Source organism: Microbacterium sp. NPDC089190 (assembly GCF_040701795.1).
In the GTDB taxonomy this organism is placed as follows: domain Bacteria; phylum Actinomycetota; class Actinomycetes; order Actinomycetales; family Microbacteriaceae; genus Microbacterium; species Microbacterium galbum.
On the sequence record NZ_JBFBHF010000003.1, the window covers coordinates 84174 to 104738 of the forward strand.

Genomic DNA, 20565 nt, shown 5'->3' on the forward strand with positions numbered 1-20565 from the left:
CCAGCCAGGCCTCATCACGACGTGTGATAAAACAGCACGGGCTCTTCTGAGCCCGGCCCCCCACGTGACGTCCGATGAGGCGTTTCCCACGTTCGAAAAGAGAGCGGATGCTCGGCTACATCCTCAGACGTCTGCTGCAGGTGCTCCCCGTGTTCTTCGGGGCCACGCTGCTGATCTACTTCATGGTCTTCGCCATGCCGGGAGACCCGATCCTCGGGCTCTTCGGCGACAAGACCCCCGCCCCGCAGGTCGTCGAAGCCCTGCGCGCGCAGTACCACCTCGACCAGCCCTTCATCGTCCAGTACTTCCTGTACCTCGGCGGCATCTTCCAAGGCGACCTCGGGACGACCTTCTCCGGCCAGTCCGTGAACGAGGTCCTCGCCCGCACCCTGCCGGTGACGGCTCGACTGGCCGTGATGGCCCTCGCGATCGAGTTCGTGCTCGCCATCGTCGTCGGCACCATCTCGGCCATCCGCAAGGGCAAGCTGTTCGACAACGTCGCCCTCATCGTGGCGCTCCTGTTCGTCGCCCTGCCGATCTTCGTGGCCTGCTTCCTCGCGCAGTACTTCCTCGCCGTCCAACTCGGGTGGTTCCGCCCGACGGTCGGTGCCCAGAACGGGTGGGGGGATCTCATCCTCCCGGCGATCGTCCTGGGCCTGAGCCTCTTCGCGACGAGCATGCGCCTGATGCGCGGGTCGGTCATCGACACGCTCAACCAGGACTGGGTGCGCACCGCGTACAGCAAGGGTCTCTCGCGTCGTCGCGTGATCCCCGTGCACGTGCTGCGCAACTCGCTCATCCCGGTGATCACCAACTCCGCGACCAACTTCGGTGTGCTGCTGGTGGGCGCGACCGTGACCGAGGGAATCTTCAACATCCCCGGCGTCGGCAACACGCTCTACCAGGCGACCATCCGCGGCGAGGGCCCCACGGTCGTGTCCTTCGTGACCGTCTTCGTCATCATCTACGTGCTGGTCAACCTCGTCGTCGACCTTCTGTACGGTCTCCTTGACCCGAGGATCCGCTATGTCAAGTAATCGTTTCCCGGCGCCGCACTTCGTCGCCCCCATCAAGACCGAGACCATCTCGGTCGACGCCGTGCGCGTCGCCGCCCGCAAGAGCAACCTCTGGCTCGACGCGTGGCGCGACCTGCGCCGTCGGCCCACCTTCTGGATCGCCCTGGCCGTCATGGCCGTCGTGATCCTGATGGCGGCGTTCCCGACGCTGTTCACCCAGGTGCCGCCGAACAACGACTGCAAGCTGTCCAACAGCAACGGCGGCCCGACCGCGGGTCACATCCTCGGCTTCACCTTCCAGGGCTGCGACACGTTCTCCCGCATCGTGTGGGGTGCGCGCACCTCGCTGTCGGTGGGTCTGCTCGCCACGGCGATCGGCACGATCATCGGCCTCATCATGGGCGCGCTGTCGGGCTTCTACGGTGGATGGCTCGACGCGGTGATCTCGCGCGTCGGCGACATCTTCTTCTCGATCCCCTACATCCTCGCGGCGATCGTCGTCATGAGCGTGTTCTCGCAGTACCGCAACGTCTTCACCCTGGCGTTCGCGATCGGCGGGTTCGCGTGGGCCTCCACGGCACGCGTCGTGCGCGCCGAGGTGCTGCGTGTGCGTCAGGCGGACTACGTCGCCGCATCCCAGGCCCTCGGGCAGTCGCGCTTCAAGACGCTGCTCACCCACGTCATCCCCAACGCCATCGCCCCTCTGCTGGTCGTCACGACCATCAGCCTCGCGGCGGCGATCGTGGCCGAGGCGACCCTGTCGTTCCTCGGTGTCGGCCTCGGCGGCGACACCATGTCGTGGGGTAACGACATCAGCCAGGCCCAGCAGTCGCTGCGCGTCGCGCCGGCCGCGCTGATCTGGCCGTCGCTGGCGCTGACCGTGACGGTGCTGGCGTTCATCATGCTGGGCGAGCTCATCCGAGACGCCATCGACCCGAGAGCGAGGGCCCGCCGATGAGCGACGCCACCATGACGCCGCTGCTGTCCGTGCGCGACCTCAAGGTCGCCTTCGAAGGTCAGGGCGGTTCCCGCCAGGTCCTGCACGGCGTGAGCCTCGACGTCTACCCCGGCCAGACGGTGGCCATCGTGGGCGAGTCGGGTTCGGGCAAGTCCACCACCGCCTCCGCGGTGATCGGGCTGCTCCCCGGCACCGGTCACGTCACCGGCGGCAGCATCACGCTCGACGGACGCGAGCTGACGGGCCTGACCTCGTCGCAGTTCGAGTCCGTCCGCGGCAAGGACATCGGATACGTCCCCCAGGACCCGATGTCCAACCTCAACCCGGTGTGGAGCATCGGCTTCCAGGTCAAGGAGGCGATCCGCGCGAACGGGATCGCGACCGGCCGGAAAGAGGTCGAGAAGCGCGCCATCGAGGTGCTCAAGCAAGCCGGTCTCGCCGATGCCGAACGCCGGTTGCACCAGTACCCGCACCAGTTCTCGGGCGGTATGCGTCAGCGTGCGCTCATCGGCATCGGCCTCGCCGCCGATCCGAAGCTCCTGATCGCCGACGAGCCGACCTCGGCCCTCGACGTCACGGTGCAGCGCGTGATCCTCGACCACATGGCGTCCCTCACGCGGGAGCGCGGCACGTCGGTGCTGCTCATCACGCACGACCTGGGTCTGGCCGCCGAGCGCGCCGACACCATCGTCGTGATGAACCAGGGCGAGATCGTCGAGTCGGGTCCGAGCCGCGAGATCCTTGAGAACCCGCAGCACCCGTACACCCAGCGGCTGGTCGCCGCGGCGCCGAGCATCGCGTCGCAGCGCATTCAGGCGAAGGCGGAGGACCGTGGCATCCTCCGTGAGGCCGACCTCGACGCTCCGGCGACCGTGAAGGTGACCGACCTGGTCAAGGAGTACAAGATCCGCCAGGGCGGGTTCCGCAGCGAGCAGTTCCGCGCGGTCGACGGGGTCTCGTTCGAGATCCCGCGCGGCAAGACGCTGGCGCTCGTGGGGGAGTCGGGCTCGGGCAAGTCGACCATCGCCAAGATGGTGCTCAAGCTCGAGGAGCCCACCTCGGGGTCGATCGAGGTCGACGGCGTGAACACCGGCAGGCTCAGCGCGAAGGACACCTTCGCCCTGCGTCGCCGCATGCAGCCCGTGTTCCAGGACCCCTACGGCTCGCTCGACCCGCTGCGCAGCATCGGCAACCTCATCGCCGAGCCGCTCAACATCCACAAGGTGGGTGACACCACCTCGCGTCGCGAGCGGGTGGAGGAGCTGCTCGAGCAGGTCGCCCTGCCGCAGGAGCTGGCGTCGCGTTACCCGAACGAGCTGTCCGGTGGTCAGCGTCAGCGTGTCGCCATCGCGCGCGCGCTCGCGCTCAAGCCCGACATCCTCGTGCTCGACGAGGCCGTCTCGGCGCTCGACGTGCTCGTGCAGGCGCAGATCCTCCAGTTGCTCGCGGAGCTGCAGTCCGAGCTCGGTCTCACGTACCTGTTCATCACGCACGACCTCGCCGTCGTCCGTGTCGCCGCCGACCTGGTGTGCGTCATGGAGCGGGGCAAGCTCGTCGAGCAGGGCACCGTGGACGAGATCTTCGCGCAGCCGTCGCAGGAGTACACGCGGCGTCTCCTCGACGCCATCCCCGGCGCCTCCCTCCAGCTGGGCGGCGCGTGACGCGAGACGAGCGCTTCCGGGGCGCGGAGCACCCACGGGTGTTCCGCGCCCCGTCCTCCCTCTTCGGGCTCGTGCTCGGCGCGGTGCTCGCGGTCGTCCTCCTCGGGGATGCCGCGCTCCGCGCCGGCGTCGGCGAGATGCTGCTCCTCGCGCCCTGGGTGCTGCTGGCGCTGTGGGGCGTGTACGCCCTGCTGTTCGTCCCGCACGTGCGCATCGACGCCCGCGGCATCCGCATCCACAATCCTCTGCGCGTCACCGAGATCGCGTGGGCGCGCGTGAGCGACATCGACATGCGGTGGCAGCTCGAGGTGCGCACCGACGAACCGCGGGTGGTGAAGGCCTTCGGCGGCCCGGTGGCCGGACGACCGGGGCGCCCCGCGCTTCGCCGTGACGACGAGCGGGGGCGGCGCGAGCCCCCCGCCATCCGTGATCTTCAGATCATCCAGGACGCGTGGGAGTCCGCCCGCACGAATGCGACCGCCGGCGGCGTCGTTCGTCGTTTCTGGGACATTCCTTCGCTGATTTCCCTGGTGGTTCTGATCCTCTGGGTTATTATCGCTTTGTTCATTTCCGGCGGTGTCCGCTGAGCGCAGTGCTGCGCCAGCATCAACCGCTCGTGACAAAGCGCCATGTAAGGGCTTTGTTACGGTCGTGAAAAGTGTGTTCCCCCGGCACACATTCCGCGAGGTGCCGACGTAGGGTCTCTGAAGATCCTTAGCCAGGCGAAAGAATCGGCGGGGATCTCGAAGGCGAGAGGACCACCATGCAGATCATCGACATGTTCCGGACAGGCCTGCGCGCCTCATGACGTTGTACGTCCTGCGCCGGTTCCTGAACTACGCGGTTCTGAGCCTGCTGGCGACCTGCCTCGCGTACGTGCTCGGGTCCGCGCTGCTGCGACCCCAGGATCGCTTCTACGGCATGAACCCGCGGCCGCCGGAGGACTCGATCATCGCGAGTCTGAACGCGCTCGGGGCCAACCCCGACGTGCCGATCCTCGTTCGACTGTGGAACTGGCTCGTGAACCTGTTCACGAAGTTCTCCCTCGGCTCCACCATCGGCGGCCAGGACGTCATGGCCGAGATCTCCGCCCGCGCCGGCACGAGCCTGCGTCTGCTGCTCATCGGTTCGCTCATCGGCGCCGTCGTCGGCGTGCTCGTGGGCGTGTGGGGAGCCGTGCGGCAGTACCGCGCGAGCGACCAGGTGACGACGTACGCCTCGTACCTCGTGTTCGCGACGCCCACCTTCGTGATCGGCGTGCTGCTCATGATCGCCGCGACCGGGTTCAACAACGCCCTCGGAACGCAGGTCATCCGCTTCACGGGCGAGTACACCGCCGGCATCGAGGGCTTCTGGCCGGTCGTCGCCGATCGCGCCGTTCATCTGCTGCTGCCCACGATCGCGCTCGTGCTCATCAGTGCCGCGTCCTATTCGCGCTATCAGCGCAGCATGATGCTCGACGTCCTCGGCGCCGACTACATCCGCACCGCGCGCGCGAAGGGACTGCCGCGCACGCAGGCGCTCTTCCGCCACGGCGTGCGCATCGCGCTGATCCCGATGTCGACGTTCTTCGCCTACAGCTTCGGCACCCTGATCGCGGGCTCGACCATGCTCGAGATCGTGTTCTCGTGGCGCGGCATGGGGCAGTTCCAGCTCAACGCCGTGACCCAGCAGGACATCAACGCGGTGGCCGGTTCGACCCTCTTCGTCGCGGTGCTCGTGCTGCTGTCGTCGACCCTGTCCGAAGTGCTCTACGCCGCACTCGACCCGAGAGTGAGGAGCTGACATGACGATGCAGGAAGAGGCCGTGGACGGCACGCTCGTCGCCACCAGCCCCGTGACCCGCGAACGCAAGGCGCTCTCCCGCGGAGCGCTCGTGCGGGCCCGGCTGCGCAAGATGCCCCGCTTCTGGGTCGGCGCGAGCATCCTCGTGTTCATCGTGCTGTGGGCCTTCATCGGCCCCCTGGTCTACCCCTACGACGCCACGGAGCGCGACTTCCTCAACGTCGGCCTGGGACCCACCCAGCTGCACTGGTTCGGCACGAACGGCATCGGTCAGGACATCTACGCCCAGACCCTCGTCGGCTTGCAGAAGTCGCTCATCATCGGCGCCCTCGCCGGCATCGGCGCGACGCTGATCGCCGCCGCCGTGGGCTCGGTCGCCGGATACCTCGGCGGGAAGATCGACGCGGTCATCGGGTGGCTCATCCACCTGCTGCTCGTCATCCCCTCGTTCTTCATCCTCGTGCTGCTCAGCCCGCTGACGCGCGGCCTGTCCTGGCTGGCGCTGACATTCTTCCTCGCGGTGTTCAGCTGGATGATCCTCGCCCAGGTGGTGCGCAACCAGACGCGTTCGCTGCGCAACCGCGACTTCGTGCGCGCGGCTCGCTACATGGGCATGCCGACGCGCAAGATCCTCGGTCGCCACATCATCCCCAACATCGCGTCGTTGCTCATCATCGACGCGACCCTCGGCATCGTCGCGGCCATCATGGCCGAGACCTCGCTCAGCTACTTCGGCTTCGGCGTCCAGGCGCCCGACGTCTCGCTCGGCACGCTGCTCGCCGCCGGCACGTCGGCGGCCGTGACCCGCCCCTGGCTGTTCGTGTACCCCGCCGGCGTGCTGATCGTGCTGCTCCTGGCCATCAGCCTCATCGGCGACGCCCTGCGCGACGCCATCGACCCCACCTCGGGAGCGAACCGTGACTGACACCCGTTCCGCCACCCTGCTGTCCTCCACCGGACGCACCCCTCTGCTGTCGGTCCGCGACCTCAGCGTCACCTTCCCGCAGCGCGAGGGCGGCGACGTCCGCGCCGTGCGCGGGATCTCGTACGACGTGCACGAGGGGGAGTTCCTCGGGATCGTCGGCGAGTCCGGCTCCGGGAAGAGCGTCTCCTCGCTCGCGGTGATGGGATTGCTGCCGTCGAACGCGCGCGTCGAGGGCGACATCCTCTACGACGGGCGTTCGCTGCTCTCGATGAACGACGCCCAGTTGTCGAAGATCCGCGGCGCCGAGTTGGCGATGGTCTTCCAGGACCCGCTGTCCGCACTGACCCCGGTGTACACCGTGGGCGACCAGATCTCCGAGGGCCTGCGGCTGCACGACCGCGCGCTGTCGGCCCAGGCCGCGCACGCCCGGTCGGTGGAGCTGCTCAAGCTCGTCGGCATCCCGGATGCCGAGCGCCGGGCCCGCGCGTACCCGCACGAGTTCTCGGGCGGCATGCGCCAGCGCGCGATGATCGCCATGGCGATCGCGAACGACCCGCGCGTGATCATCGCCGACGAGCCGACCACGGCGCTCGACGTGACGATCCAGGCGCAGATCCTCGACGTGCTGCAGAAGGCGCGCGAGGTGACCGGGGCGGCGGTCGTCCTCATCACGCACGACCTCGGCGTCGTCGCCGGTCACGCCGATCGCGTCGCGGTGATGTACGCGGGCACGCTCGTCGAGCGCGGTTCGGTCGACGAGATCTTCCACGACCCGCACATGCCGTACACGGTGGGCCTGCTGCGCTCCGTCCCCAACATGCAGACCGCGGGGTCGCACCGGCTCGTTCCGCTCGAGGGGCGACCGCCGTCCCTGGCGAGCCTGCCGACGGGCTGTCCGTTCGCCGCGCGCTGCCCGATCGCGATCGATGCGTGCCGCGAGGTCGAGCCCGAGCTCGTCGTGCACGGCGCCGACCCCGACCACGTCTCGGCGTGCATCCGCGCCGGCGAGATCGCCTCCGGCGCCCTTGCGCGGCCCGACATCTTCCCCCGCCCCGAGCCGCTGGGCGAGATCCCGCCGCTGCGGCCCGATGTCACGCCGGCGGTCGAGGTCACCGACCTCACCAAGCACTTCCCGCTGATGAAGGGCGCCGTCTTCCCGCGGCGCGTCGGCACGGTGCGCGCGGTCGACGGCGTCTCGTTCTCGATCCAGCCCGGTCGCACGATGGGGCTGGTGGGGGAGTCCGGGTGCGGGAAGACCACGACCATCCTCGAAATCATGGAGATGGTCGCCCCGCAGAGCGGCAGCATCCGTATCAACGGCACCGACGTCGCGACCGTGAGCCGCAAAGACAAGGCGCAGCTGCGCAAGGGCATCCAGATCGTCTTCCAAGACCCGATGGGCGCGATCGACCCGCGCCTGCCGGTGGGCGAGGTCATCACCGAGCCCCTGCTGGTGCAGGGCGTTGCGCGCGCGGAACGCGATCGCAAGATGACCGAGCTGCTGGAGCTGGTGGGCCTGGACCCGGCGATGTCGGACCGCTACCCGCACGAGTTCTCGGGCGGCCAGCGTCAGCGCATCGGCATCGCCCGTGCGCTCGCGACTGACCCCGCCGTCGTCGTGCTCGACGAGCCCGTTTCGGCGCTCGACGTGTCGATCCAGGCGGGCGTGATCAACCTGCTCGAAGACCTCAAGGAGCGCCTCGGCCTGTCCTTCCTGTTCGTCGCCCACGACCTCGCGGTCGTGCGTCAGATCGCCGACGACGTCTCGGTCATGTACCTCGGGCGCATCGTCGAGCAGGGCCCGGTCGACGCGGTGTTCGACGACCCGCGGCATCCGTACACCAAGGCCCTCATCTCGGCGGCGCCCATCCCGGATCCGCGGATCGAGCGCTCACGCACCCGCATCCTGCTGGACGGCGATCTGCCGAGCCCCACGCAGGAGATCTCGGGATGCCGCTTCCGCACGCGGTGCCCGTTGTATCGCCTGCTGCCCGACGCCGACCGGCGTCGGTGCGACTCCGACGACCCCGGTCTGCGCCCCTCGGCGCACTCCGAGGTGGCGTGCCACTACGCCGAACGCTCCGACCTCGTCCTCGAGACGGCATCGGCCGCGTCCCCCCGAACGTCTGCGGCCGACGGCACCATGTCGTCGCAGACCCTCCCCGATCACCAACGAGAGGACTGATCACATGATCCGCAAAGCGAAGGCTCTCGGCGCACTCGCGCTGCTGAGCGCCGCCGCCCTGGCCGTCGCCGGCTGTGCGCCGGGCAACACCGCGGCCCCGTCGGCGAACCCCGACGACCAGAACTCCCTGCCCTCGACCGCGTGGGTGCGCGCTGACGCGGCCGACGTGCAGGACGGCGGCTCGCTGACGCTCGCCGTGTCGTCTCTGCCGGTGAACTGGAACATCTACCAGATCGACGGCAACGAGCGCGACACCAACGACATCTACACGACGATGAGCGGCGGTCCGATCAAGATCGACGAATCGGGCGAGCCCGTCGTCGACGAGAACTACGCCTCCTCCGCCGAGCTCGTCAGCGAAGACCCGCAGGTCGTCGAGGTCAAGCTGAACCCGGATGCCGTCTGGGAGGACGGCACGCCCATCACCGTCGCCGATTACCAGGGCATGTGGAAGGCCAACAACGGCTCGAACCCCGAGTACATCGTCACCTCGACCACCGGATGGGACCAGGTCTCCTCGGTCGAGCAGGGCACGGACGAGTTCGACCTCAAGATCACCTTCTCGTCGGTGTTCGCCGACTGGCAGTCGCTGCTGAGCCCCGTGCTCAAGGCCAGCGTCACCGCCGACCCGACGACCTTCAACACCGGCTACACCTCGCAGGCCGTGCCGTCGTCGGGCCCCTTCAAGGTGAGCTCGATCGACGCGACCGCCGGGATCGCGACGCTCGAGCGCAACCCGAACTGGTGGGGCGAGACCCCCAAGCTCGAGACGATCGTCTACCGCGCGGTGAGCCAGGACCAGCAGGGCTCCTCGTTCAGCAACGGTGAGATCGACGCCGTCGAGATCTCGGCCAACGCCGACCTCTACCAGACCGCGCAGAACGTGCAGGGTGCCCAGATCGAGGCCTCGAACGGCCTGACCTGGACGCACATCACCATGCGCGCCTCCGATGGCCCGCTCGCCGACGTCAACGTCCGCAAGGCCGTGGCATCCATCGTCAACCGCGAGCAGATCGCCAACACGGCGAACGCGCCCGTGGGTGTCCCTGCCATCACCCAGGGCAGCTACATCTTCATGCCCGGTCAGGAGGGCTACACCGACGAGGCGCTGCCCTACGACACCGACGCGGGCGCGAAGTACCTCGAAGACGCCGGCTACACCAAGGACGGCGACTCCTGGGTCAAGGACGGCACGCCGCTGACGTTCTCGGTCACGGTTCCGGCCGACACCGCGACGAACATCCAGCGCGCCGAGCAGATCCAGGCCGACCTGAGCGAATTCGGCATCCCCGTGGAGCTGAACTCGGTGCCCGTGGGCGGCTACTTCAGCGACTACATCATCCCGGGCGACTTCGAGATGGTGACCTTCTCGTGGGTCGGCACGGCCTACCCGATCTCGTCTACGCGCTCGCTGTTCACTCCGGTGGACTCGGAGCAGAACTTCACCGGCATCGCCGATGACCGTCTCGGCCCCCTGTGGGAGCAGGCGAACAACGAGCTCGACCCGGCCGCGCGCCTCGAGACCGCGCAGGAGATCGACAAGGTCCTGTGGGAGTCGGTGCCGATCATCCCGATCGCGCCGCTGCCCAACGTCTGGGCCGTCAAGCAGGGCCTCGTGAACTGGGGCGCCACCCAGTTCGAGACCGTCGACTGGACGATCGTCGGCTTCCAGAACAGCTGAGTCCGACTCGGCGATGCGGGGGCGGGATCCCACGGGATCCCGCCCCTTTCGCGTGCGTGCGCGCTTCCTGAACGTGCGCTGCCGGGAGTGTTGCGGGCGCCCGGTAGACTGTGAGGGCCCGATTCCGGGCGCCACCCCTCACTTTCCTGGAGACCCTCCATGGCGCACGCCCTTCGTCCTGACCTCCGTAACGTCGCGATCGTCGCGCACGTCGACCACGGCAAGACGACCCTCGTCGACGCCATGCTCCGCCAGACCGGCTCGTTCGGCGACCACGCGCACGTCGAAGAGCGCGCGATGGACTCCAACGACCTCGAGCGCGAGAAGGGCATCACGATCCTCGCCAAGAACACGGCGATCGAGTACAACGGTGTCCACACCGAGGTCCCCGTCACGATCAACGTGATCGACACCCCCGGCCACGCCGACTTCGGCGGCGAGGTCGAGCGCGGTCTGTCGATGGTCGACGGTGTCGTGCTGCTCGTCGACGCGTCCGAGGGTCCGCTGCCGCAGACCCGCTTCGTGCTGCGCAAGGCCCTCGAGGCCAAGCTCCCCGTCATCCTCCTGGTCAACAAGACCGACCGCCCCGACGCGCGCATCGCCGAGGTCGAAGAGGAGGCGCACGACCTGCTGCTGGGCCTCGCCTCCGACCTGGTCGACGACGTGCCCGACCTCGACGTCGACGCGCTGCTCGACGTGCCGGTGGTCTACGCCTCCGGCCGTGCCGGCGCGGCATCCCTCACGCGTCCGGACAACGGCGCGCTGCCCGACAACGACGACCTCGAGCCCCTGTTCGGCGCGATCCTCGAGCACGTGCCCGCTCCGTCGTTCGACGACGAAGCGCCGCTGCAGGCCTGGGTCACCAACCTCGACTCGAGCCCCTTCCTCGGCCGCCTCGCGCTGCTGCGCGTCTTCAACGGCACGCTCAAGAAGGGCCAGACCGTCGCCTGGGTGCGCGCCGACGGCACCACCAGCAACGCCCGCATCACCGAGCTGCTCAAGACCCGCGCCCTCGAGCGTTTCCCCGCCGAAGACGCCGGCCCCGGCGACATCGTCGCGATCGCCGGTTTCCCCGACATCACGATCGGCGAGACCATCGCCGACCCCGAGGACGTGCGCCCGCTCAAGGCCATCACGGTCGACGACCCGGCCATCTCGATGACCATCGGGACCAACACCTCGCCTCTCATGGGCAAGGTCAAGGGGCACAAGCTCACCGCCCGCATGGTGAAGGACCGCCTCGACCGCGAGCTCATCGGCAACGTCTCGCTCAAGGTCGTCGACATCGGACGCCCGGACGCCTGGGAGGTCCAGGGCCGCGGTGAGCTGGCTCTCGCGATCCTCGTCGAGAACATGCGCCGCGAGGGCTTCGAGCTCACCGTCGGCAAGCCCCAGGTGGTCACCAAGCGCGGCGAGGACGGCAAGCTCAAGGAGCCGTACGAGCACCTCACCATCGACGCCCCCGAGGAGCACCTCGGCGCGATCACGCAGCTCATGGCCGCGCGCAAGGGCCGCATGGACAACATGACCAACCACGGCACCGGCTGGGTGCGCATGGAGTTCGTCGTGCCCTCGCGTGGTCTCATCGGCTTCCGCAGCGAGTTCCTCACGATCACGCGCGGTACCGGCATCGCCAACGCCATCTCGCACGGCTACGACGACTGGGCGGGATCGATCACGACCCGCCAGAACGGCTCGATCGTCGCCGACCGCATGGGCGTCGTCACCCCGTTCGCCATGATCGCCCTGCAGGAGCGCATGAGCTTCTTCGTGCAGCCGACCGAAGAGGTCTACGAGGGCATGGTCATCGGCGAGAACTCGCGCGCCGACGACATGGACGTCAACATCACCAAGGAGAAGAAGCTCACGAACATGCGTTCGTCGACCTCGGACTCCTTCGAGTCGATGACGCCCCCGCGCGTGCTCACGCTGGAGGAGTCGCTCGAGTTCGCCCGCGACGACGAATGCGTCGAGGTCACGCCCGAGAAGGTGCGTATCCGCAAGGTCGTGCTCGACGCGACCGAGCGCGGCCGCGCCGCCTCGCGCGCCAAGCGCCAGGATGCCAACGCCTGATGCTCGAACTGGCCGGTGCCTCGTCCGCCGATGTGCGTGAACACGTCGCGGCGGGCGGGCGCCTGGCCGTGCTGGCCGTGGGCGCCCTCGAGGCCCACGGCCCGCATCTGCCCCTGAGCACCGACACGATCGTCGCCGAGCGCATCGCGCGGGCGGTCGCGGAGCGCTGCGACGGGGCCCTTCTGCCGGCGATCGCCTATGGCGAGACGTGGGCGACGTCGGGGTACCCGGGCACCATATCGCTGTCGCCCGAGACCGTGCGGGCCCTCGCTCTCGACATCGTCCGCGGCGCGGCGGCGTCCGGCCTCGATCGCGTGGTCATCGTCAACGGCGACTTCGGCAACCGCCTCCCGCTCGCGGCTGCCGCGCGCGACCTCGCCGCCGAGGGCCTGCGGGTCCTCGTGCTCGACCACCCCGGTCTCGCCGACGCCGCCGACGCGGTGCGCGAGAGCGCCCCCGCCGCGCCGGGGATGAACCACGCCGAAGAGATCGAGACCTCGATGGTGCTGGCATCCGCACCCGAGCTCGTGCGGATGGAGCGCGCGGAGCCGGAGTATCCCGCGTTCCCGGTCGACTTCGGACTACGGCCCGTGCGTCTGCACGAGATCGGCGCGAGCGCGGTCTTCGGAGACCCTCGTCCGGCCACCGCGGCGAAGGGCGAGCGCCTCTTCGCCGCGGTGACCGACGCCGCCGTCGCGCAGGTCGAGCGCTTCGTCGCGGGCTGAGGCCGGGCTCAGGGCGCGTAGTCCTGGACGCGCCGTCCGTGCGAGCGGTCGGTCAGCGCCGGAAGACGCTCCGAGAGCTCCTCGACAGCCTCCTCGAGATCGATCGTCAGCAGCCGACGGTCCCGGACGACGACCCGGCCGTCGACGATCACGGTCGTCACGTCTCCCTGGTGCGCGCTGAGGGCGAGCGAGTGCGCGAGGTCGTGCACGGGTTGCAGGTGCGGGGTGCGGAAGTCCACGAGCACGATGTCGGCGCGGAGCCCCGGCCGTAGCGCGCCGATCTCGCCGGCGAGGCCGAGCACCTCGGCGTTCTGACGCGTCGCGAGGTCGAGCAGGTGCGCGGAGGTCGCCCAGGTGGCATCCCCCGACGCGTACTTCTCGATCATGCCGAGAAGGCGCATGTTCTCCCACACGTCGAGGGTCATGCTGCCCGCGGCTCCGTCGGTGCCTATGCCGACGCTGATGCCGGCGTCGTGAAGGAGACGCAGAGGAGTGGTGCCCTCCTGCGCGTGGAGCAGATACGTCTTCGTGCACGACGCGACACCCACGCGGTCGGCGTAGGGGGTGAGCAGCTCCGCGTCCTCGGCGACGATGCCCGCGCCGTGGGCGATGAGCGCGCCGGCTTCGAGCACGCCGGTCTCATGCAGGATGCCGATCGGGGTGCGGCCGTCGCGCGAGCGGCTGGACGCGGTCTGCGTGAGGTTCTCGGCGGCATGGATGTGGATGCGCACGCCCAGGCGCTCGGCATCCCGGGCCGTCGCCCGCAGGTCGTCGTCGTCGACGGTGTAGGGCGCGTGCGGGCCGAGGGCCGTGGTGATGCGTCCGTTCGCCGAGCCTGCGGCGTCGCGCGCGAACGCCGCGCTGCGCTCGCGACCGGCCGCGCCCTCGGACGAGAAGAAGGTGTCGGCCAGCAGAGCCCGGATGCCGGAGCCCTCGACCTCTTCGGCGATGGTCGACATGCCGAAGTAATGGTCGGCGAAGGTGGTGACGCCGCCGAGGAGCAGCTCGCCGATCGCGATGCGCGCGCCGAGGCGGATGTCGCGGTCGGTGAGGTTGACCTCCATGGGCCACACGTGGTCGTTGAACCACTCGGCGGTGGGGACGTCGGAGGCCGCGCCGCGGAACATGACCATCGGCGTGTGGGTGTGACTGTTCACCAGGCCGGGGAGGGCGACGAGGCCGCTTGCGTCGATGATCTCCGCGTCGGTCAGTGCCGCGAGGTCGACCTCGTCGTCGGGGAGGATCCAGGCGATGCGTCCCGCGCTCACACCGATGCTGTGACCGGGCAGATCGCGGACACCGCCCCTCGAGGCGGTGTCCGCGCGCGGCAGGTCGGGGTACCCCGGAGCGGGGCGGTGCGTCTCGGCGGCGACGCGGGCGTGACGGATGACGAGGTCCACGGGTGCGGTCATGACTCCTCCTGAGGGGTCCGGGTGCTCGCACCCACGACGAGGTCGGCGCTCAGGGCGGTGCGTCGCCGCGCGGCGACGCGCGAGCGCTGCGCGTGCTCGAGCATCTCGACGGCCTCCGCGCCCATCTGACGCCAGGGGTGCCGGAGCGAGGTGAGGGGCGTGCCCTGGGCGTCGGGATACAGCTGCAGCAGGCTGGCGATCTGCACGTCGTCCGGGACGCGGACGCCGCGCGCCCGCAGGACGGTGAGTACACCGGTGGCCACGTCGTCGTTGGCGCACACGAGCGTCTCGCCCGGGGTGACGGCATCCCACAACTCCTCCGCCGCGGTCACTCCGGCGAGCAGATCGCTGCCGCGGTACACCACGGCGCCGGGCGCGATGCCCCGCGCGGCGCACGCGTCCTCGACCGAGCGGATGCGCGTCGCGTCAGCGGGCGCGTCGGGATCGAGGCCGACCGTGATGATCTTGCGGGTGCCGGTGCGGGCGAGGTGGTGCGCGAGGAGACCGGCCGAGCTCGTCTCGTCGAGGCTCACCGCGCTGGGGGTGTCGGGATCGAGGAAGCGCCCCACCTGCACGATGGGCAGACCGTGCGAGAGGCGCTGGGCGTGGCCCGAGGCTTCGATGGTGGGAGGACAGACGATGAGCCCGTCGACCCGGCGGTCGAGCAGGTCGGCGACGCGCTCGTCGTGGTCGGCGCCGTCGGGCGCGACGTACCGGAGCAGGGCCCCGATGCCCTGGGCGTCGAGACTCTCGGTCACCGATTCGATGAGGGCGGACAGGAAGACCGTGGCGTAGCGGGGGAGGACGATCCCCACGCTCTGGGTGCGGTTCGAGCGGAGCGCGCTGGCGACGGCGTTGTGGCGATACCCGAGACGCGCGGCGGCGGCGCGGACGCGCTTGAGGGTGTCGGGGGAGACGGGTCGGGATCCCGAGAGCGCGCGCGACACGGTCGCCGTCGAGACCCCTGCCTCGGAGGCCACATCGGCGAGGGTGGCGAGCTCGTCGGAGGGCGCGGAATCGGTCACTCGCTCAGCGTACGCAATCGATTACCAACCCACGTGTGACGAAATCGAACCGCAACACGACTGAAATCGGCAGCAATGACGGGTATGAGTAAGGTGACTCTCGGTCGCATCCCCCTCATTCGTCCGACCAGTGTGCAATCGATTACATGACCTGCGCCCCACCCGAACCGAAGGAGTCCCCATGTCACGCCCCCTGACCCGATCCCTGCTCACGATGGGCGGCGTCCTCACCGTCGCCGCTCTGGCGCTCACCGGCTGCGGCGGCAAGACCGCCGACACCGGGTCGGCCTCGGCCGCGTCCGACGGACCGACGATCGCGCTGCTGTACGGCACCACCGGTGACTTCTCCTTCATGGACAGCGCCTACAAGGGGTTCACCGAGGCCCAGCAGGAGGACTCGTTCGCGCCGCTGGAGCTCTCCAGCCCCAACACCGACGACTACCAGGACCGCGTCGACCTCGCCCTGTCGCAGAACGCGTCCCTCGCGATCGGCATCGGCTTCCAGTGGCAGCAGCCCATGTCCGAGACCGCCCACCCCGACACCGCCTTCGTGCAGGTCGACGCCGACACCGGCACGGTCATCGACGACGTCACCACGATCTCCTTCGCGGCCGAGCAGTCGTCCTACCTCGTCGGGGTCGCGGCGGCCCTGGCCTCGACCTCGAAGCACGTCGGCTTCGTCGGCGGAGTGGACCAGCCCAGCATCCAGAACTTCTTCACCGGCTTCGAGGCCGGAGCGAAGTCGGTCGACCCGTCGATCGTCGTCGACAAGACCTACCTCGCGCCCCTCGGCGACTTCACCGGCTTCTCCGACCCGACGAAGGGCAAGGAGGCCGCGGCGTCCATGTACGCCGGCGGCGCCGACGTCGTCTACGCGGCCGCCGGTGGATCCGGTCAGGGCGTCTACGAAGAAGCGGCCGCCAGCTCGACGGATGCCAAGAAGAACTGGGCCATCGGTGTCGACGCCGACGTCTACCAGACGGTCTCCGACACCATCAAGCCGTTCATCCTGACCTCGGCGATCAAGAACGTCGACGTCGCGGTGAAGACCTCGATCTCGGAGTTCCTGGACGGCTCGCTCCAGCCCGGCGAGGTGCGCTACGACCTGTCGAACGACGGTGTCGGATACTCGACCTCGGGTGGCTTCCTCGACGCGTACGCCGACCAGCTCGCCGCGATCGAGAAGGACATCGTCGACGGCAAGATCACGGTTCCGACGGCCCTGTGATGACCGACGAGCAGGAGGTGCTGGTGCGCCTGAGCGGCATCGTGAAGCGCTTCGGGACGTTCACCGCGAACGACCGGATCGACCTCACGGTCCGCGCGGGAAGCGTGCACGCGGTGGTGGGTGAGAACGGCGCGGGCAAGTCGACGCTCATGAAGATCCTCTCCGGCGAGGAGAGCCCCGACGAGGGGACGATCGAGATCGACGGCGCTCCCGTGACCTTCCGCTCGCCGCGCGACGCGCAGGCGGCCGGCATCGGCATCGTGCACCAGCACTTCCTGCTCGCTCCCGCCCTGCGGGTGTGGGAGAACGTCGTCCTCGCCGACGAACCCGGTCCGCCGGTGCTGATCGACGCAGCGCGCGCACGCCGTGAGGTGGGCGAGCTCGCGGAGCGCACCGGCTTCCCGGTCCCCGTCGACGCCCAGACCGAGGATCTCGGCGTCGGTACGCGGCAGCGCGTCGAGATCCTCAAGGTCTTGTACCGCGACGCGCGCATCATCATCCTCGACGAGCCGACCGCGGTGCTCGTCCCCGCCGAGGCCGAGGCCCTCTTCGCCGCGATGCGCGACTTCACGCGCGCCGGCGCGGCGGTCATCTTCATCTCCCACAAGCTCGACGAGGTGCTCTCCTTCGCCGACGACATCACGGTGATCCGCGCGGGTCGGGTGGTCGGCACCGCCGTGCCCGCCGAGACGACTGCACCCCAGCTGGCGCGGCTGATGGTGGCATCCGAGATGCCCGTCGTGACCCCGCGCGAGTCGCCCGTCTCGGACCGGGTGGTCCTCGAGACGCGCGGGCTGACGGTCGCGGGAATCGAAGCCGTCCCGCTGCTCTCCGACGTCGCCTTCCGCGTGCACGCGGGCGAGATCGTCGGCGTGGCCGGGGTCGAGGGCAACGGGCAGTCCGAACTGCTCGCCGCCCTCATCGGACGAGCGGATGCCACGGGCACGGTGCTCCTCGACGACGACGACGTCAGCGCGGCGACGACCGTTCAGCGGCGGGCCCGCGGCATGGGCTACATCTCGGAGGACCGCCACCGCGACGGGATCGTGCTGCCACTGCCCCTCCGCGACAACGCCGTGCTCGGCTACCAGCAGCTCGCCCCCGTGCGGCGCGGGCCCTGGTTCTCCCGTGCCGCCGCCGCGACGGCGGCGGCCGAGATCATCGCGGCCTTCGATGTGCGCGGCGGGGGGCCCGCCACGAGAGCGGCGACCCTGTCGGGTGGAAACCAGCAGAAGTTCATCGTGGGCCGCGAGCTCCTGCGCTCCCCGCGCCTGCTCCTGGCCGCCCATCCCACGCGTGGCGTCGACATCGGCGCGCAGGCCGCGATCTGGAGCGAGCTCACCGCCGCCCGCGACCGCGGCCTCGCGACCCTCCTCGTCTCGGCCGACCTCGACGAGATCCTCGCGCTGTCCGACCGCATCCTGGTGCTGCACCGCGGACGCATCGTGGCCGAGCTCGACGCCCGCGGCGTCGACGCGGGCACCGTCGGCGAGTACATGACCGGCGCGCGCGGCGGGGAGGAGGCCGCATGATTTCCCGCATCCTCCGCACCGTCGCCGGCCCGGTCATCGCGATCGTGCTCGCGCTGGTCGTCACGGCCTTGTTCCTCTCCGTGTCCGGATACTCCGCGGCATCCGCCTTCGAGGTGATGTGGACCTACGGCACGACGCCGGAGTCCCTGGCATCCACCGTCAACAACGCCATCCCGCTGTACTTCGCCGGGATCGCGGCGGCCTTCTCGCTGCGCATGGGGCTGTTCAACATCGGTGTCGACGGGCAGTACCGCGTCGCGGCGCTCGTGGGCGCCGTCGTCGCCGCCTCGCTGCCGTTCCCGCTGTGGATCACCCTCCCGCTGACGCTGCTCGCGAGTGCCGCGGCCGGGGCCGCGTGGGCTCTCGTGCCCGCCCTGCTGAAGGTGTACCGCGGGGTGAACGAGGTCATCACCTCGATCCTCATGAACGCGATCGCCACCACGGTCGTCGCCGTGCTGCTGGCCGACGTGTTCCGCTCCGGCGGGGGCCAGAACACCGGCTCGGCGCCGATCGGCGGGAACGGCTCGATGCCCGCGCTCATCGACCTCGGCGGACGCGTGCAGATCTCGGGTTTCCTCCCGCTCGCCGTGCTGCTCGGCATCGGGTTCTTCCTCCTGCACGAGCGCACCGTGTGGGGCTACACCGTGACGGTGGCGAACCTGTCTCCGGATGCCGCGGAGTCCGCCGGCATCTCGGTCCGGCGCCGCATCGTCACCTCGCTTCTCGCCTCGGGCGCCATCGCGGGTCTCGTGGGCCTGCCGCACGTGCTCGGAACCGCGCACCGGCTGGACGGCACCCTTCCGACCGACCTGATGTTCACGGGGCTCGCCGCCGCCCTGCTCGGCCGCTCGCACCCGATCGGCACGGCGCTGGGTGCCCTGGTCCTGGCGTTCGTGGAGCGCAGCGCCCAGGTGCTCGGCATCGTCAAGCTCCCCACCGAGGTCGGCACGCTCTTCCTCGCGGTCGTGCTGCTGAGCTCGGCCCTCGGCTACTGGGTCGTGGAGAACGGCGAGCGTCGTCTGGCGCTCATGGCGGCGATCCGGCGCACCCGCGTCGGTCGTGCGAAGGAGGCGTCGACGAGATGACCGCAGTGACCACCGCCCCCGCGGCATCCCGCGCCCCCTCCTCGGCGCGCCGACGCGCGCGCAGCGTCCTGTCCTGGGTGCTCCTCGGGTTCGCACTCCTCCTCATCGCGCAATGGGTGTGCGATGCACCCGGCCTGTCGTCCTCGTCGACGTGGGGCTCCGCCCTGCGCCTGACCGTCCCCATCGCCGTCGTGGCCGTCGGCGCGTTGTACTCCGAGCGCGCGGGCGTCATCAACGTCGGCCTCGAGGGCATGATGATCGGCGGAACGTGGGGAGCCGGCCTCTTCGGCTGGTTCGGCGGCCCGTGGGTCGCCCTGATCGGCGGTGTCGTCGGCGGGCTCGTCTTCGGGCTGCTGATGGCGGTGCTGTGCCTGGAGCTCGGCCTGAACCAGCTCGTCGTCGGTGTCGCGATCAACGTGCTCGCCGCGGCCCTCGCCCGCTTCCTCTCCGACATCGTCTTCAGCGGACTCGACGGCGGCAACGTCGCGCGCTCGCCGCGCATCGAGGGCAACGTCCCGCGCGTGAGTCTGCCGTTCCTCTCCGGCGGCTTCGGCACCCCCGATCCTCTGCGCGATCTCGAGGCCACCGGCATCCCGGTTCTCTCACCCCTCGCGGGCATCGTCGGCGGTCTCACCCGGGATGTGTCCCTGGCCGCGATCATCGGCCTCGCCCTCATCCCCCTGACCGCGTTCGTGCTGTGGCGCACGCGCTTCGGTCTGCGCATGCGCGCGTCGGGGGAGGAGCCGGCCGCGCTGCAGGCGCTGGGCGGACACGTGCACCGCACGCGCTACCTGGCCGTGCTCGTGGGCAGCGGCATGGCCGGCTTCGCCGGCGGCTACCTCGTGCTGATCTCACAGGGCTATGTCGAGAACCAGGTCGCCGGTCGCGGCTTCATCGGCCTCGCGACCCTCATCTTCGGAAATTGGATGCCGGGAGGTGTCTTCGCGGGATCGGCCCTGTTCGGCTTCAGCGACGCCGTCGGTCTCGGCCGTCCGGAGACCTTCCGCGGCATGCTGTTCGTCCTGGGCGCCGTGTTCGTCGTTCTCGGCGCGGTGCGTCTGCGCCGCCGCCTCGGGGTCCGCGCGGCCGTTCCGTCCCTGATCCTCGGGGCGGTCCTGCTGGTCGCCGCCCTCGTCCTGCCCCTCCCGAGCGCGCTCGCGACGGCCGCCCCGTACCTCGTCACCCTCGCGGTGCTCGTGGTGGCCGGGACGCGTATGCGTCCGCCGCGTGCCCTCGGCAGATTCTTCCCCCGTCAGAACTCCTCGAGGTGATCG

16 protein-coding genes are annotated in these 20565 nt (G+C 69.7%); 14 read left to right on the forward strand and 2 right to left on the reverse strand.

Annotation, left to right across the window (positions count from 1 at the left end):
• The first annotated feature begins 107 nt into the window (after positions 1-107).
• The 10 genes from AB0230_RS10325 (at position 108) to AB0230_RS10370 (ending at position 13009) form a co-directional block, all read left to right on the forward strand.
• Complete coding sequence (locus AB0230_RS10325) at positions 108-1037, forward strand: ABC transporter permease (protein ID WP_315995349.1); 930 nt, start codon at positions 108-110, stop codon at positions 1035-1037.
• A complete protein-coding gene (locus AB0230_RS10330; protein ID WP_366375588.1) occupies positions 1027-1974 on the forward strand; it encodes an ABC transporter permease in 948 nt (315 codons plus the stop codon). Before AB0230_RS10325 ends, AB0230_RS10330 begins: the two co-directional genes overlap by 11 nt.
• Positions 1971-3635: an ABC transporter ATP-binding protein gene (locus AB0230_RS10335; RefSeq protein WP_315995351.1), complete on the forward strand. Its 1665-nt coding sequence runs from the start codon at positions 1971-1973 to the stop codon at positions 3633-3635. The genes AB0230_RS10330 and AB0230_RS10335 overlap by 4 nt, the downstream gene beginning before the upstream one ends.
• A 38-nt stretch (positions 3636-3673) precedes the next feature.
• Positions 3674-4222 (forward strand): PH domain-containing protein, encoded by a 549-nt coding sequence (locus AB0230_RS10340; protein ID WP_366375590.1) that lies wholly within the window; start codon positions 3674-3676, stop codon positions 4220-4222.
• A 217-nt stretch (positions 4223-4439) separates the two neighbouring features.
• Complete coding sequence (locus tag AB0230_RS10345; protein WP_315995353.1) at positions 4440-5420, forward strand: ABC transporter permease; 981 nt, start codon at positions 4440-4442, stop codon at positions 5418-5420.
• A gap of 1 nt (position 5421) precedes the next feature.
• The gene (locus tag AB0230_RS10350) at positions 5422-6345 is read left to right on the forward strand and encodes an ABC transporter permease (RefSeq protein ID WP_363392168.1); all 924 of its coding nucleotides are present in this window, start codon (positions 5422-5424) and stop codon (positions 6343-6345) included.
• Positions 6338-8530, forward strand: coding sequence for a dipeptide ABC transporter ATP-binding protein (locus tag AB0230_RS10355; protein ID WP_366375593.1), 2193 nt, complete (start codon positions 6338-6340; stop codon positions 8528-8530). Before AB0230_RS10350 ends, AB0230_RS10355 begins: the two co-directional genes overlap by 8 nt.
• 4 nt (positions 8531-8534) lie before the next feature.
• The gene (locus tag AB0230_RS10360; RefSeq protein WP_315995356.1) at positions 8535-10211 is read left to right on the forward strand and encodes an ABC transporter family substrate-binding protein; all 1677 of its coding nucleotides are present in this window, start codon (positions 8535-8537) and stop codon (positions 10209-10211) included.
• 159 nt (positions 10212-10370) lie between these two features.
• Complete coding sequence (typA, locus tag AB0230_RS10365; protein ID WP_315995357.1) at positions 10371-12284, forward strand: translational GTPase TypA; 1914 nt, start codon at positions 10371-10373, stop codon at positions 12282-12284.
• On the forward strand, positions 12284-13009 hold the full coding sequence (locus tag AB0230_RS10370) for a creatininase family protein (protein WP_366375595.1): 726 nt from the start codon (positions 12284-12286) through the stop codon (positions 13007-13009). The genes typA and AB0230_RS10370 overlap by 1 nt, the downstream gene beginning before the upstream one ends.
• A gap of 8 nt (positions 13010-13017) precedes the next feature.
• Here the strand turns inward: AB0230_RS10370 and AB0230_RS10375 are convergent, their stop codons facing one another.
• Entirely contained in the window at positions 13018-14421 is a 1404-nt protein-coding gene (locus AB0230_RS10375) for an amidohydrolase (RefSeq protein WP_366375597.1), read from the reverse strand.
• A complete protein-coding gene (locus AB0230_RS10380) occupies positions 14418-15446 on the reverse strand; it encodes a LacI family DNA-binding transcriptional regulator (RefSeq protein ID WP_366375599.1) in 1029 nt (342 codons plus the stop codon). The genes AB0230_RS10375 and AB0230_RS10380 overlap by 4 nt, the downstream gene beginning before the upstream one ends.
• A gap of 181 nt (positions 15447-15627) precedes the next feature.
• Here AB0230_RS10380 and AB0230_RS10385 point away from each other — a divergent pair, with 181 nt between their 5' ends.
• From AB0230_RS10385 to AB0230_RS10400, 4 genes are read left to right on the forward strand one after another with little or no spacing between them, the layout of a single operon-like run.
• Positions 15628-16674, forward strand: a complete 1047-nt coding sequence (locus AB0230_RS10385; RefSeq protein WP_315995361.1) for a BMP family ABC transporter substrate-binding protein — start codon at positions 15628-15630, stop codon at positions 16672-16674.
• Complete coding sequence (locus tag AB0230_RS10390) at positions 16674-18206, forward strand: ABC transporter ATP-binding protein (RefSeq protein ID WP_363392159.1); 1533 nt, start codon at positions 16674-16676, stop codon at positions 18204-18206. Before AB0230_RS10385 ends, AB0230_RS10390 begins: the two co-directional genes overlap by 1 nt.
• On the forward strand, positions 18203-19291 hold the full coding sequence (locus tag AB0230_RS10395) for an ABC transporter permease (RefSeq protein ID WP_366375602.1): 1089 nt from the start codon (positions 18203-18205) through the stop codon (positions 19289-19291). The genes AB0230_RS10390 and AB0230_RS10395 overlap by 4 nt, the downstream gene beginning before the upstream one ends.
• Positions 19288-20562, forward strand: coding sequence for an ABC transporter permease (locus tag AB0230_RS10400; RefSeq protein ID WP_366375604.1), 1275 nt, complete (start codon positions 19288-19290; stop codon positions 20560-20562). The genes AB0230_RS10395 and AB0230_RS10400 overlap by 4 nt, the downstream gene beginning before the upstream one ends.
• The last annotated feature ends 3 nt before the right edge of the window (positions 20563-20565 follow it).